Source organism: Streptomyces sp. NPDC020965 (genome assembly GCF_044333555.1).
GTDB lineage: Bacteria > Actinomycetota > Actinomycetes > Streptomycetales > Streptomycetaceae > Streptomyces.
Genome location: NZ_JBIRRE010000001.1, coordinates 443,401 through 456,565 on the forward strand (window position 1 = coordinate 443,401; position 13,165 = coordinate 456,565).

At 73.2% G+C, this 13,165-nt stretch carries 10 protein-coding genes and 1 pseudogene; 9 read left to right on the top strand and 2 right to left on the bottom strand.

Annotated features, from left to right (window positions below; translation table 11 throughout):
- Window positions 1-247: 247 nt before the first annotated feature.
- The 4 genes from ACH4S7_RS01940 (at window position 248) to ACH4S7_RS01955 (ending at window position 5,158) form a co-directional block, all read left to right on the top strand.
- Complete coding sequence (locus tag ACH4S7_RS01940; protein ID WP_398519085.1) at window positions 248-844, top strand: DUF3043 domain-containing protein; 597 nt, start codon at window positions 248-250, stop codon at window positions 842-844.
- Window positions 845-981: 137 nt separating this feature from the next.
- Window positions 982-1,719 (top strand): class I SAM-dependent methyltransferase, encoded by a 738-nt coding sequence (locus ACH4S7_RS01945; RefSeq protein WP_398519997.1) that lies wholly within the window; start codon window positions 982-984, stop codon window positions 1,717-1,719.
- 283 nt (window positions 1,720-2,002) lie between these two features.
- Window positions 2,003-3,817, top strand: coding sequence for an ABC transporter ATP-binding protein (locus ACH4S7_RS01950; RefSeq protein ID WP_398519086.1), 1,815 nt, complete (start codon window positions 2,003-2,005; stop codon window positions 3,815-3,817).
- A gap of 240 nt (window positions 3,818-4,057) precedes the next feature.
- Complete coding sequence (locus ACH4S7_RS01955) at window positions 4,058-5,158, top strand: S1C family serine protease (protein ID WP_398519087.1); 1,101 nt, start codon at window positions 4,058-4,060, stop codon at window positions 5,156-5,158.
- A 170-nt stretch (window positions 5,159-5,328) separates the two neighbouring features.
- On the opposite strand, the gene ACH4S7_RS01960 is transcribed toward ACH4S7_RS01955, so the two are convergent.
- Window positions 5,329-5,535, bottom strand: a complete 207-nt coding sequence (locus tag ACH4S7_RS01960) for a hypothetical protein (RefSeq protein ID WP_398519088.1) — start codon at window positions 5,533-5,535, stop codon at window positions 5,329-5,331.
- A 92-nt stretch (window positions 5,536-5,627) separates the two neighbouring features.
- Between ACH4S7_RS01960 and ACH4S7_RS01965 the strand changes: the two genes are divergently transcribed.
- From ACH4S7_RS01965 to ACH4S7_RS01980, 4 genes and pseudogenes are all read left to right on the top strand, one after another.
- Window positions 5,628-6,827 carry a bifunctional adenosylcobinamide kinase/adenosylcobinamide-phosphate guanylyltransferase gene (locus ACH4S7_RS01965; RefSeq protein ID WP_398519089.1) on the top strand — a complete coding sequence of 400 codons (1,200 nt, stop codon included), beginning with the start codon at window positions 5,628-5,630 and terminating at the stop codon, window positions 6,825-6,827.
- Between the two features lie 647 nt (window positions 6,828-7,474).
- The gene (cobT, locus tag ACH4S7_RS01970) at window positions 7,475-8,671 is read left to right on the top strand and encodes a nicotinate-nucleotide--dimethylbenzimidazole phosphoribosyltransferase (RefSeq protein WP_398519090.1); all 1,197 of its coding nucleotides are present in this window, start codon (window positions 7,475-7,477) and stop codon (window positions 8,669-8,671) included.
- 268 nt (window positions 8,672-8,939) lie between these two features.
- A pseudogene (locus ACH4S7_RS01975) lies at window positions 8,940-10,664 on the top strand (phosphatidylglycerol lysyltransferase domain-containing protein); the annotation flags it as partial.
- The gene (locus ACH4S7_RS01980; RefSeq protein ID WP_398519091.1) at window positions 10,661-11,422 is read left to right on the top strand and encodes a hypothetical protein; all 762 of its coding nucleotides are present in this window, start codon (window positions 10,661-10,663) and stop codon (window positions 11,420-11,422) included. The pseudogene ACH4S7_RS01975 and the gene ACH4S7_RS01980, both read left to right, overlap by 4 nt.
- On the opposite strand, the gene ACH4S7_RS01985 is transcribed toward ACH4S7_RS01980, so the two are convergent.
- Entirely contained in the window at window positions 11,329-12,084 is a 756-nt protein-coding gene (locus tag ACH4S7_RS01985) for a hypothetical protein (protein ID WP_398519092.1), read from the bottom strand. The genes ACH4S7_RS01980 and ACH4S7_RS01985 overlap by 94 nt on opposite strands.
- 285 nt (window positions 12,085-12,369) lie before the next feature.
- On the opposite strand from ACH4S7_RS01985, the gene ACH4S7_RS01990 reads away from it, so the two are divergent.
- Window positions 12,370-13,161 (top strand): adenosylcobinamide-GDP ribazoletransferase, encoded by a 792-nt coding sequence (locus ACH4S7_RS01990; RefSeq protein WP_398519093.1) that lies wholly within the window; start codon window positions 12,370-12,372, stop codon window positions 13,159-13,161.
- The last annotated feature ends 4 nt before the right edge of the window (window positions 13,162-13,165 follow it).

The window sequence follows — 13,165 nt, forward strand, 5'->3', positions numbered from 1 at the left end:
CATCCCCAAGGACGACTGCGGAGGGCTTCCGATCCGGCGCAAGGAGTAGATGACCGTCAGGGAGACCCTCGGGCGACCGCGGGTGTGTGCCCCTTCTGTCCCGTACAGAGGCACGGTATGTCCGGTACGGAGGCACGGTTTCCATTCCGTACAGACGCAGGGTGTTGCCCGTACGGACGCAGGGTGTTGCGGGATCGTTCCCCTCCGGCGTTGGGTCCATGCGCGGCACCCCGTACCCTTGGGCTTTGTGTTCCGTAGCCGTGCCAAGACAGAGAAGGCCCCCACCGATCAGGTGACGGCGGACCTCTCCCAGCAGACCCGTAACCCCGAGGCTCCCAAGGGCCGTCCCACTCCCAAGCGGAGTGTGGCCCAGAGTCAGCGCCGTCGAGCCGCCACCACACCGGTGAACCGCAAGGAGGCCATGAAGCGCCAGCGGGAAGCCCGCCGCGCCGATCTGGCCAAGCAGCGGGAGGCCCTCGCCAGCGGTGACGAGCGGTATTTGCCGGCCCGTGACAAGGGCCCGGTGCGCCGGTTCGCGCGTGACTTCGTCGACTCCCGCTTCTGCGTCGCGGAGTTCTTCCTCCCGCTCGCCGTGATCATCCTGGTGCTGAGCATGATCCGGGTGGGGCAGCTGCAGAACATCGCGCTGCTCATCTGGCTCGGCGTCATCGTCATGATCGTCGTGGACTCGATCGGACTCGCGTTCCGACTGAAGAAGCAGCTCAGGGAGCGCTTCCCGGACGAGCCCAAGCGGGGTGCCATCGCGTACGCCCTGATGCGCACGTTGCAGATGCGCCGACTGCGGCTGCCGAAGCCGCAGGTCAAGCGCGGAGAGCGACCCTGAGTACGGAGAGTCCCGGCGTCGCGGTGCCGGCCCCTGACGGGCCGGTGGCGTCCGCGCCGTCGGGGGCGCCGGTGCCCACGGCCGCCACGACCGTGCCCGGTCCCCGGGCGGACGGCACGCGCGGCCCCGATACCTCCATCGGGCTGCGCGAGACCGTCCGGCAGGAACTGGTCGCGCGGCAGCTCGATGAGCAGATAGCCGGCCGCTACCCGGTCGGGCAGCGGCTGCGGATCCTCGACGTCGGCATGGGCGACGGCGTCCAGGCGCTGCGACTGGCACGCGCCGGGCACGCCGTCACCGGCCTTGAGTCGGACCCGGCACTGCTGCGGACCGCGCACGAGTCGCTGGCCGGCGAGCCGGAGGGCATTCGGGAGCGGGTCCAGTTGATCGAGGGGGACTGCCGGGAGACCGGGGTCCACTTCCTGCCGGGCAGCTTCGACGTGGTGCTCTGCCACGGGGTGCTGATGTCCGAGCAGGACCCCGACGCGATGCTCGCGGGCCTGGCCCGGATGCTGGCCCCCGGCGGCCTGCTCTCCCTCCTCGTCCGGAACGCGGGCGCGCTGGCCATGGGGCCGGGGCTGGCCGGCGACTGGACCGGGGCGCTGGGTGCCCTGGAGTCGGAGGTCTACACCGACCGGCGCGGGCGGACCGTACGGGCCGACCGGCTCGACGCGCTGACCTCAGCGCTGGCGGGGATCGCGGCGCCGCTGCACACCTGGTACGGCGTGCAGGTCTTCACCGAGTGGGGTCCCGACACCGGGATGCCGGACGCCGACGAGCTGGCCCGGCTGCTGACGGCGGAGGACCGGGCGGGACGGGTCGATCCCTACCGCGGTCTCGCGGCGCTCCTGCACCTCTGCGGCGTACGCGGCTGAATCGCCGCGGGGCCGTCTCCTGAACCACCGGCGGGGTCCGCGCGCGGTCGGTGATGTACGCGACCGGTGACCGTACGCGGTCGATGAACGCACACGGCCGGTGAAGGTGCGCGGTCGATGAACGCACACGGCCGGTGAAGGTGCGCGGCCGGTGAAGGTGCGCGGCTGATCGGCACGGGCGGCCGGTGGGGCGGCCGACCGCGCCCGCGCCGCGTGTCGCAGGTCACGTCGGCGCGCGCGGCTCCTGGACAGGCACGAACGCGCCTTTCGCGTCCCCTGTCATGTGACCACCCCCGATTCCACCGAGAAGAGCGACCGGCCGGCCCTCAAACTGTCGGCCGGCGAGACCTGGCGCGCGCTGTACAAGCACTTCCGGCCACACCGCTGGCTCGTGGCGCTCGGCGCGGTGTTCGCACTCTTCGGAGCGGTCACCGCGCTGCTCCAGCCGCTCGCGGCGAAGGAGCTGGTCGACCGGCTCGGCGCCGATGAGTCGATCACCGGGATCCTGATCGCGCTGACCGCGCTGGTGGTCCTCGGGACGGTGGTCGAGGCGGTGGGCGCGTACATCCTGGAACGCACGGCAGAGTCCGTGGTGCTGGCCGCCCGCCGCACCCTGATCGGACGGCTGCTGCGGCTGCGGGTGCCGGAGATGGACCGGACCCAGCCGGGCGATCTGATGTCCCGGGTCACGTCGGACACCACCCTGCTGCGCGCGGTCACCACCCGTTCGATCGTCTCCGCCGCGACCGGCGGCCTCGCCTTCATCGCCACCCTGGTGATGATGGCCGTGATGGACGTGGTGCTGCTCGGCGTCACCCTGGGCGTGATCGTCCTCATCGGCGGCGCCATGGTGCTGGTACTGCCCAAGATCTCGCAGGCCACCCGACAGGCCCAGGAGTCGGTGGCCGAGATCTCCACGGTGCTGGAACGGGCCTTCGGAGCGTTCCGCACCCTCAAGGCGTCCGGCGCGGAGGAGCGGGAGACCGCCATCGTGGACGCGGCGTCGCTGGAGGCATGGCGGCACGGCACCCGGTCGGCGAAGTGGCAGTCCGTGGCGTCGTCGTCGGTGGGCCTCTCGGTCCAGGTGTCGTTCCTGGCGGTGCTGGGCATCGGCGGGGCGCGGGTGGCGTCCGGCGCGATCTCGATCTCGACCCTGGTGGCGTTCCTGCTCTTCCTCTTCTATCTGATCGACCCGGTGTCGCGGCTGGTGGAGGCGGCAACGGAGTACCAGGCGGGGTCGGCGGCCATCGCCCGGATCACGGAGGCCGAGCGCCTGGAGACAGAGGCCCTCGCCCTGTCGGGACCGGCCGCGGCGACCGCGGCGACCAACGACGGGGCCGGGGCCGGTCCCGCGTCGGTGGCCTTCGAGGACGTCGTCTTCCGCTACCGGGACGATCTGCCCCCCGTCCACCACGGAGTCTCCTTCACCGTGCCGGGTCCGGGGATGACCGCCTTCGTCGGGCCGTCGGGCGCGGGGAAGACCACCGTGTTCGGGCTGATCGAGCGGTTCTACGAGACGACCGGCGGCCGGATCCTGGTGGACGGCAGGGACGTCCGCGACTGGCCGCTCCCCGAGCTGCGCGCCGCCATCGGCTATGTGGAACAGGACGCGCCGGTGCTGGCGGGGACGCTGCGCGAGAACCTCGTCTTCGCCGCGCCGGACGCGACGGAGGAGCGGATCCAGGAGGTGCTCGTACGGGCCAGGCTCGACGCCCTCGTCGACCGGCTGCCGGAGGGGCTGGAGACGCTGGTGGGGCACCGGGGCTCCAAGCTGTCGGGCGGTGAGCGTCAGCGGGTGGCGATAGCGCGCGCCCTGCTGCGGCGGCCCCGGCTGCTGCTGCTCGACGAGGCGACGTCGCAGTTGGACGCGGTCAACGAACTGGCGCTGCGGGACGTCGTCACGGAGGTGTCCCGCGAGGTGACGGTGCTGGTGGTGGCGCACCGGCTGTCGACGGTGACCCTGGCGGACCGGATCGTGGTGATGGACGCGGGGCGGGTCCGGGCGGTCGGCACCCACGCGGAGCTGGTGGCCGGGGATCCCCTCTACGGAGAGCTGGCGGCGACCCAGTTCCTGGCGACGGTGCCGGAGAGCATCTGAACGGGAGCGTGGGTACGGGCCGGGAGGGGCACTCCCGTACGGTCCGGGGCCGCCCCCGGCCGGCCGCTCCAGGGCCTTCCGTACGCGCGGGGACGGGCCGGGGCCGGGCGCTCCCGTACGGCGGGCCGGGCAGAGGCCGGGGAGAGGCCGGGCGGGGCGGGGCGTGCGGGCCGGGCGGGGGCCACCTGATCGGCGGCGTACGACATGCCCGACCGCCGGCGCAAAAGGGATACTCCGGACATGGATCTCTCCCCTGCCCCCGCGTCCCGCGGCCCGCACCGGCACGTTCGCCGGACGGTGGCCACGGCCGCCGCGGTGATCTGCGCGCTCGCCCTGGTCGGCGGCTGTTCGAGCGCCGTCTCATCGGCACCGGAGACCACGACGCGGGCGGTGGCTCCCAAGGTGGACGACACCAACAACAACGACCTCCAGAACGACTACGAGACCGTCATCAAGGACGTCCTGCCGTCGGTCGTCCAGATCGAGGCGGGTGACTCCCTCGGGTCGGGGATCGTGTACGACTCCAAGGGCCATGTGATCACCAACGCCCATGTGGTGGGCTCCGAGACGTCCTTCGAGGTCACCGTGGCGACGGGCGAGGAGCCGCTGACGGCGAAGCTGGTCTCCTCCTATCCGCAGCAGGATCTGGCCGTCATCAAGCTGGCGCGGGTCCCGGCCGGGCTGCGCCCCGCGGTCTTCGGCGACTCCTCGAAGGTGGCGGTGGGACAGATCGTGCTGGCGATGGGCTCACCCCTCGGACTCTCCAGCAGCGTCACCCAGGGCATCGTCTCCGGCATCGGCCGCACGGTGAGCGAGAGCGCGGCCGGTGGGGGCACGGGGGCGACCATCGGCAACATGGTGCAGACCTCGGCCGCGATCAACCCGGGGAACAGCGGGGGCGCGCTGGTCAATCTGGACAGCGAGGTGATCGGCATCCCGACGCTGGCGGCGACCGATCCGGATCTCGGCGGCAGCGCCGCGCCAGGCATCGGCTTCGCCATCCCGGTCTCCATGGTGCGGACGGTGGCGGACCAGATCATCAGCCAGGGCAAGGTCACCGACTCCGGCCGGGCCGCGCTCGACATCACCGCGCGGACCGTGCTGGACGACAACTACCAGCCGTCGGGGGCCGCGGTGGTGGAGGTGGTCAAGGGCGGCCCCGCGGACAAGGCGGGGCTGCAGAAGGGGGACATCATCACCAAGCTGGGCTCGATGGAGATCACGACGATCACCTCCCTGGCGGAGGCGCTGGCGTCGGAGCGTCCGGGGGAGAAGGTCGTGGTCGCGTACGTGCGGAACGGCGAACCGGAGACCACCCGGGTGACCCTGGGCGAGATCTGACCCGGCACGACATCCGACCTGAGTGAGATCGGCATGGGCGAGATCCGACCCTGGTGAGGTCCGACCCCCTGCGAACGGACACTCGGACGGCCTGGAGAGGGAGGACGCCTCCCCGGACAGGGCCTAGCCAGGCCCTGTCGACGCGAGAAGGCGCCCCCGACGGCGCGCGACTACTCCGGGGCGTCCAGGCTCATCGGACCGTAGATCTTGGTCGTGTCCTCCGAGAGCACCACCTGGTCGGCACCGCCCGCCCGCAGCTCCTTCCAGACCTCACCGAGCCATGACTCGGCGTCCCCCTGGGTCGTGAACTCCTCCGGCGTCACCGCGGGCTCGACCTCCGTCCCGTCGGACTTCTCGAACCGCCACGTCCATGCCATGTCCGCCTCCCAAGGTCCATCACATGATCTCTGTCCTGCCCGCAGCGTAGCCGGGCGCGCACAGGCAGCGGTGACGCGGGAGGATCAGGCATGTGGAACTGACTCTGCTCGGCACCGGCGCCCCCGCCGGCCTGCCCCGCCCCGACTGCCCGTGCGCCGTGTGCGCCGTGTCCCGTGGCCCCCGCGCCCGGGCCGCCACCGCGCTGCTCGTCGACGGGGCCCTGCTCCTCGACCTCACCCCCGGCGCGGCCCTCGCCGCCGCGCGGGCCGGGCATTCGCTCGTGGGCGTACGGCAGGTACTGCTCACCCACCCCCACGACGGCCCGGCGGTCGATGTGCCGGCCGGGCTCCCCTCGGCCGGGCGGGTGCCCGACGGGCGGGTGCTGACGCTGATCAGCGGGCACCGGGTGCGCGCCGTCCCGATGGACCACCCCGGCACCGGGTACGAGGTGACCTCGCCCGACGGCGACCGGCTGCTCTACCTGCCGCCCGGCGGTGGACCGGCCGGACTCGCGGAGGGGCTCGCGGCGTACGAGATGGTCGTCGCCGATGTGGTGGGGCGGCCCGACGCGGTGGCCCGGCTGCGCGCGGCCGGGGCGATCGGCGCGACCACCGATGTGATCGCGGTCCATCTCGATCACGACGGGCCCGGGGGCCCGGAGCTGGATCGCCGGCTGGCGGCGGCCGGCGCCCGCGCCGTGCCCGACGGGACCACCCTGATCGTCGGCGAGTACCACGCCGTACCGGACGTGCCCCGCCGCACCCTGATCACCGGAGGGGCCCGTTCCGGCAAGTCGGTGGAGGGCGAACGCCGGCTGGAGACCTTTCCCGATGTGCTGTACGTGGCGACCGGCGGCACCCGGGAGGGGGACGCCGACTGGGCGGACCGGGTCGGTCTGCACCGGGAGCGCCGACCGACCTCCTGGCGCACCGCCGAGACCTGCGAACTCGTCCCGCTGCTCGTCGATGACGGGCCGCCGCTGCTGATCGACTGTCTCGCGCTCTGGCTCACGGACGCGATGGACCGGGTGGGCGCCTGGGACGACGCGACCTGGCGGTCGGACGGCGAGCGGGCGTTGCGGGAGCGGGTGACCGAGCTGATCGGGGCCGTACGGCAGACCCAGCGCACGCTGGTCGCGGTGACCAACGAGACGGGGTCCGGGGTGGTGCCGGCGACGTCTTCGGGGCGGCGCTTCCGCGATGAGCTGGGGCGGCTCAACGCGGCCTTCGCCGCCGAGTGCGAGCAGGTGGTGCTCGTGGTCGCCGGACAGGCGCTGGTGCTGCGGAACTGAGCCGCGCGGACGGGGGCCGGGTGGCCCGTCGGGCCGGACGGGGCGCGCCGGGGCGACACCAGGCGGGCTGTCGGACCGGGGTGCCGGGCGGGGGTGCCGGACCGAAGTGCCAGGCGGGGGTACCGGGCGGGGCTGCCGGGCCGGGGTACCGGGCGGGGCGAGCCGCGGAACCGGGCGGGGCTGCCGGACCGAGGTACCGAACCGGGGTACCGAACCGGGGTACCGGGGCCGGGGTACCGGGGCCGGGGTGCCAGGCAAGCCGAGCCGCGGAACCAGGCGGGGCTGCCGGACCGAGCTGCCGGGCCGGGGTGCCGGACCGGGGTGCCGGACCGAGGTACCGGGGCCGGGGTGCCGGACCGCAGTGCCAGGCGGGGCGAGCCGCGGAACCAGGCGGGGCTGCCGGACCGAGCTGCCGGGCCGGGGTGCCGGACCGGGGTGCCGGACCGAGGTACCGGGGCCGGGGTGCCGGACCGCAGTGCCAGGCGGGGCGAGCCGCGGAACCGGCCGGGGTGCCGGACCGAGCTGTCGGACCGCAGTGCCAGGCGGGGCGAGCCGCGGAACCGAGGCAGGTCCTGCCGGGGGCTTCTCCGGCAGGGGGCCCGACGCCCCGGGACCCCCTGCGTCACCCACCCGGTACTGTTCGGCGAATGAGCAGGCTGAATCTCGATGACTTCTCCGATCTGATCGAGCGCCCCGACAGCGGCGTCCGCCGCGACGCCGAGGAACGCAGGGAACGGCTGGCCGTCCCGCCGAACGCCCTGGGCCGGCTCGACGAGCTGGGCGAGTGGCTGTCGATCGCCCAGGCTTCCGTCCCGGTGAAGGCGATCGAACGCCCGCGCGTCCTGCTGTTCGCCGGTGACCACGGGGTCGCCGCGCTCGGCGTATCGGGCCGTGAGGCCGGTGCCGCCCACCGGTTGGTGCGGTCCGTGCTGGAGGGCGAGAGCCCGGTGGGCGTGCTCGCCCGCCGGATGGGCGTCCCCGTGCGGATCGTCGACGCCGGTCTCGACTGCGACCCGGAGCTGCTGCCCGACGATGTCGTACGGCACCGGGTGCGGCGCGGCAGCGGACGGATCGACATCGAGGACGCGCTGACGATCGAGGAGGCGGAGCAGGCCGTACGGCTGGGCATCGCCATCGCCGACGAGGAGGCCGACTCCGGCACCGACCTGGTCGTCCTCGGTGATCTGAGCGTGGGCGGCACCACGGCAGCCGCGACACTGATCGCCGCGCTGTGCGGTACGGACGCCTCGGTGGTGACCGGGCGCGGTGGCGCGGGCATCGACGATCTGGCCTGGATGCGCAAGTGCGCGGCGGTCCGGGACGCGCTGCGGCGGGCCCGGCCGGTCCTCGGCGACCAGGTGGAGCTGCTGGCGGCGGTGGGCGGTGCGGATCTGGCCGCGATGACCGGGTTCCTGCTGCAGAGCGCGGTGCGCCGGATGCCGGTGATCCTGGACGGGGTCGTCTCGGCGGCGTGCGCGCTGGTCGGACAGCGGGCGGCGTTCCGCGCGCCGGACTGGTGGCTGGCCGGTCAGATGACCGGCGAACCGGCGCAGAGCAAGGCGCTCGATCGGATGGCGCTCAACCCGTTGCTCGATCACGGCGTCACTGTGGGGGAAGGAACCGGGGCATTGCTCGCACTCCCCCTCGTTCAGGCAGCGGCGGCGTTCGCGGCCGAACTGCCGGAGCATCCGGAGCCGGAAGCCGAGTCGGTGACGGAGCCGGAAGTCGGCCCCGTAGCCGAACCGACAGCCGGACCGGATGTCGAACCGGCCGCCAGCACGACGGCCGGCCCCGTGGCGGCACGGCCCGTGACGGCGGACCCGACGGGGAGCGACAAGGACTGACGGACGCGCCGGTGCGACCGCCATCGACCAGGGCGGCCACACCGGCAGCCGCCATGGAGAGCGATGCCCCATATCATCGCTTTTCATGGGAGAGGTCCGCTTGTTCAGCACCAGCTCCACCTCCAGACCAAGACCCGACTCGGGCTCCGGCTCGGGATCCGGGTCGCGCCCCGGCTCAGGCTCAGGATCGGGATCGAGCGGGGGCCGGGGCTCGTCCCAGGGCGGGGGCCGGGGCGGGGACCGGGGCTCGTCCCAGGGCGGGGACCGGAGCACCGCCCGCTCGCGGCGGGCTGCCGCGTTCGCCGTCTGGTACCTGCGGGCCGTGACGTTCATCAACCTCCTGAGCGCCGTCTGGGTCTCCCTCGGCCAGAACCTCCACCGGCACAACGTCGACGACTACTTCACGCCCTATCTGCTGACCGCGGGCTTCGCCTCCGGTGTCTTCACCCTCTTCCTCGCCATCACCATGCGCCGCCGCAAACGGGCCGCCTGGATCCTCAACCTCGTGCTCGGCGGGCTCTTCCTCCTGCTCCTCACCCTCGCCATCGCCGTCGACGCCGGAGTCCGCGCCCACGCCCAGAACTGGGTGTCGCTGACCCTCTCCGCCGCTTTCGTCGGCGCGCTGCTGCTGGGGCGGTGGGAGTTCTACGCGATCGGCGACCGCTCCAACCCCCGGCTGGCCGCGGCCGTCGCCGTCGGCGGACTGCTCGTCACCTCCCTGGTGGCCGCGCTGCTCGTGACCGCCACCAACACGGCCACCGCCGGCTCCACCTTCCTGGAGCGCTGGCGGTACGGGCTGATGCGGCTCGTCTCGCTCGCCGACGCCGACACCCGCTTCGCCGACATCGCACCGCCGCACTGGGTCGATGTCGTCATCAACGTCCTCTCCACCCTGCTGCTGCTCGCCGTGCTCTACGCGGCCTTCCGTTCCCGGCGCACCGTCGACCCGCTCACCGAGGACGACGAGGAGCGGCTGCGCGCCCTGCTGCTGCGCCACGGTGACCGCGATTCGCTGGGCTACTTCGCGCTGCGGCGCGAGAAGAGCGTCGTCTGGTCCCCCACCGGCAAGGCCGCCATCGCCTACCGGGTCGTCGGCGGAGTGGCGCTGGCCTCCGGCGACCCCATCGGCGACCCGGAGTCCTGGCCCGGCGCCATCGTCCCGTGGCTCACGCAGGCTCGCGAGCACGGCTGGATCCCCGCCGTCATGGGCGCGAGCGAGGAGGCCGGCACGGTCTACGCCCGGCATGGTCTGGACGCCCTGGAACTGGGCGACGAGGCGATCGTGGAGACCGCTGACTTCACCCTGGAGGGGCGCGCGATGCGGACCGTGCGCCAGGCGTACAACCGGGTCAACCGCGCCGGGTACGAGGTCCGGATCCGCCGCCACGAGGAGATTCCGGCCGAGGAGCTGGCGATCCTGCTCCGGCATGCCGACGACTGGCGCGACGGAGCCACCGAACGGGGCTTCTCCATGGCGCTGGGCCGGCTCGGCGACCCCGGCGACGGCCGGTGCGTGATGCTCGAATGCACCGACGGCGACGGACGGCTGCGGGCGGTGCTGAGCTTCGTGCCCTGGGGCCCGGAGGGGCTCTCCCTCGATCTGATGCGACGTGACCGGGACTCCGAGAACGGACTGATGGAGTTCATGGTCATCGAACTCCTCCAGCGCGCGAAGGAGATCGGCGTCACCCAGGTGTCACTGAACTTCGCGATGTTCCGCTCGGTCTTCGAACGCGGTGCACGGCTCGGCGCCGGTCCGGTCCTGCGGCTCTGGCGGTCGCTGCTGAGCTTCTTCTCCCGCTGGTGGCAGATCGAGTCCCTGTACCGCGCCAACGCCAAGTACCGGCCGATCTGGGAGCCCCGTTTCCTGCTCTTCGAGGAGAGCGCCGATCTGCTGCGCATCGGGATCGCCGCGGGCCGCGCCGAAGGGTTCCTGGAGGCGCCCGGGCTGCCGAAGTGGCTGCACCGCAGGCATCTGGCGAGCCGGCGATGACGAGCCCCCCGGCGATGCGCGGCGTACGGGGGTTCGCGCGGCGCGAGTGGGGGCCGCTGTACGCGACCGTCCGCGCGGCCCTGATCACCCGGCGGTGGCGGGCGGTCCCACTGACGCTGGCGGCGGTCGCCCTGACCGCCCTCTGCCACCTGGCGCAGAACCAGACCTTGGGATGGGGATACGGAGCCGTCAGCGCACTCGGCTCCGTACGGGCCGAGGACCCGCTCTGGCTCGCCCTGCTCCGCACCCCCCTCTCCGTCTTCGTGCCCGCGCTCCATCTGCCGGTGTGGGGCGCGCTCGCCCAGGTACTGCTGGTCTTCGGCATCGCGGAGATCACGCTCGGGCGGGCCCGGACACTGATCGTCGTCTATGTCTGCACGCTGGCGGGGACGTTGTACGCGCGGATCGGGATCGCGCTCGGCCCAGGCGGCCCGCTCGGGCTGCCGGCCGCGGACGCCCGGGTGGTCGACACCGGCCCGTCGGCGGCGGTCGTCGGGCTCGCGATCTGTGTCTGCTGGCGGTTCGGGGCCCGGTGGACCGGAGCGCTGGTGGTCGCCGCGATGGTGGTCGAGGTGATCGTCAAGCCCAATCTCGCGGGCAAGGAGCATCTGGCGGCCATCGCCGCGGCGATGGCGCTCTGTGCGCTTCCCGCGCTGTGGCGGCATCAGCTCCGGGGGGCCGGCGGCCGGTCGGGCGTACCGCCGATCAGGTCCTGGAACCTGCGCCGGGGCCGGTCCCAGCGGCGGTCGTGGCGGTAGGAACGCAGTCTGGCGCGGGCCCGCGCCTTCGGTCGGCCGCGGTAGCAGCGCCGGGCCCAGGGCGATCCGGGCCGGGCCAGCCGTACCGCTCCGAAGACCGCCACGAAGGGGACGAGCGTGCCGATGAGGGCCATCCTCAGCTTGCCCTTGAGGAGGGTGACCAGGACGAGGACGAAGTTCAGCACCAGGGTGCCCAGGAAGGTGGCCCGGTCCTGCCGTTCGTCGGGGGTGAGCGTGTCCACGCCGAGCGGGGAGAAGCCGCTGAGGACCAGCAGCGCGAGGGCGGCGGCGACGATGACGACCTCGACGCTCTGACGGCCCTCCTCGGTCCAGTAGACGTCGTCGATGTGGACGATGAGCGCGAACTCGTCCAGGACCAGCCCGGCGCCGATGCCGAAGAGGATCGCGCAGACGGCCGCGGTGAGCCCGTGCCGACCGCTGCCGACCGCGCCGAAACCGCCGACGACGGTGAGGACGACCCCCGGGACGACGTGGTGGATGTGCACCCCGCCGGGGGTGACGTCACGGAAGGGGCCGCGGCCCGCGCGGATCAGCCGGGTGACGGTGCGGGTGATGAGGAAGGTGAGCACGAACGAGGCGAGGGCGAGAAGCGTGGGCAGCTTCCCCGGCTCGACGATATTGGCAGAGAACCAATGACCCATGTAAGTTGCTCCCGATTCGCACGGTATACGCAACTTACCGCCCGGAACGGCCGCCACCCCTCCCCCGCCGTGGGCGATCCGGAGGCGGGCTGGCGGGCTAGACCCAGCAAGATCCATCAGACACGGTCTAACCTTCGCCGGTGAACGCCGCGCCGGAGCCCCGCGGGTGAGCGGTCGGCCGACGCGTTCACGCACCGGCCGGTCGGGGGGCTCGCCGAAGACCTCCCCGGCCGGGGGCGGTACGGCGGAGTGCGGTACCGATCGACGATACGGGCGGGGAGCGATGTGACCGGGGAGAACGAACCGAGCGGCGCGGCCGGTCCGCGCTTCGCCTTCGGCACCCTGACCGCCCTTCCCGTCCGGGTCGCCCGCTGGGACCGGGAGGCGGCCCGCGCCGGCATGATGTGCGCCCCGCTGGTCGGTCTGGTCGTGGGCGGCTCCGCCGCTGCGGCGGGTGGCGCACTCCTCCTCCTCGGCTCCGGGCCGGCACTCGCCGCCGTGGCCACCGTCGCCGTACCGGCCGTCCTCACCCGCGGACTCCACCTGGACGGGCTCGCCGACACCGCCGACGGACTGGGCAGCGCGAAACCCGCCGAAGACGCGTTGCGGATCATGAAGCGCTCGGACATCGGCCCGTTCGGCGTCATCACCCTGCTCTTCGTCCTGTTGGCCCAGATCGCTGCGGTCGCCGCGCTGTACGACGAAGGCTGGGCGTACGGGGCGGTGGCCGCGGTCGTCTCCGGCGTCACCGCCCGGCTCGCCCTCACCCTCGCCTCGCGCACCGGAGTCCCCGCCGCCCGCCCCGAGGGCCTCGGCGCCGCCGTCGCCCAGGTCATCCCCGTACCCACGGCCCTGGCACTCACCGCACTGGTCACGGCGGCCTGCGCGGGCGTCGGAGCGGCCTGGGGCGGGTACGGGGCCCTCCAGCACGGGCTCGCCGTCATCGCCGGTCTGCTGGCGGCCCAGCTACTCCTGCGGCACTGTGTCCGCCGCTTCGGCGGGGTGACCGGTGACGTGTTCGGAGCCCTCGCCGAGACGGCGGCGACGGTGTCCCTCGTGGCACTGACATGGGGGTAACTGT

What these genes read in the sequence shown, in the direction of transcription:
- ACH4S7_RS01955 (WP_398519087.1), top strand. Translation starts at nt 4,058, where the DNA reads ATGGATCTCTCCCCTGCCCCCGCGTCCCGCGGCCCGCACCGGCACGTT.
- ACH4S7_RS01960 (WP_398519088.1), bottom strand. Translation starts at nt 5,535, where the DNA reads ATGGCATGGACGTGGCGGTTCGAGAAGTCCGACGGGACGGAGGTCGAG.
- cobT (WP_398519090.1), top strand. Translation starts at nt 7,475, where the DNA reads ATGAGCAGGCTGAATCTCGATGACTTCTCCGATCTGATCGAGCGCCCC.
- ACH4S7_RS01980 (WP_398519091.1), top strand. Translation starts at nt 10,661, where the DNA reads ATGACGAGCCCCCCGGCGATGCGCGGCGTACGGGGGTTCGCGCGGCGC.
- ACH4S7_RS01985 (WP_398519092.1), bottom strand. Translation starts at nt 12,084, where the DNA reads ATGGGTCATTGGTTCTCTGCCAATATCGTCGAGCCGGGGAAGCTGCCC.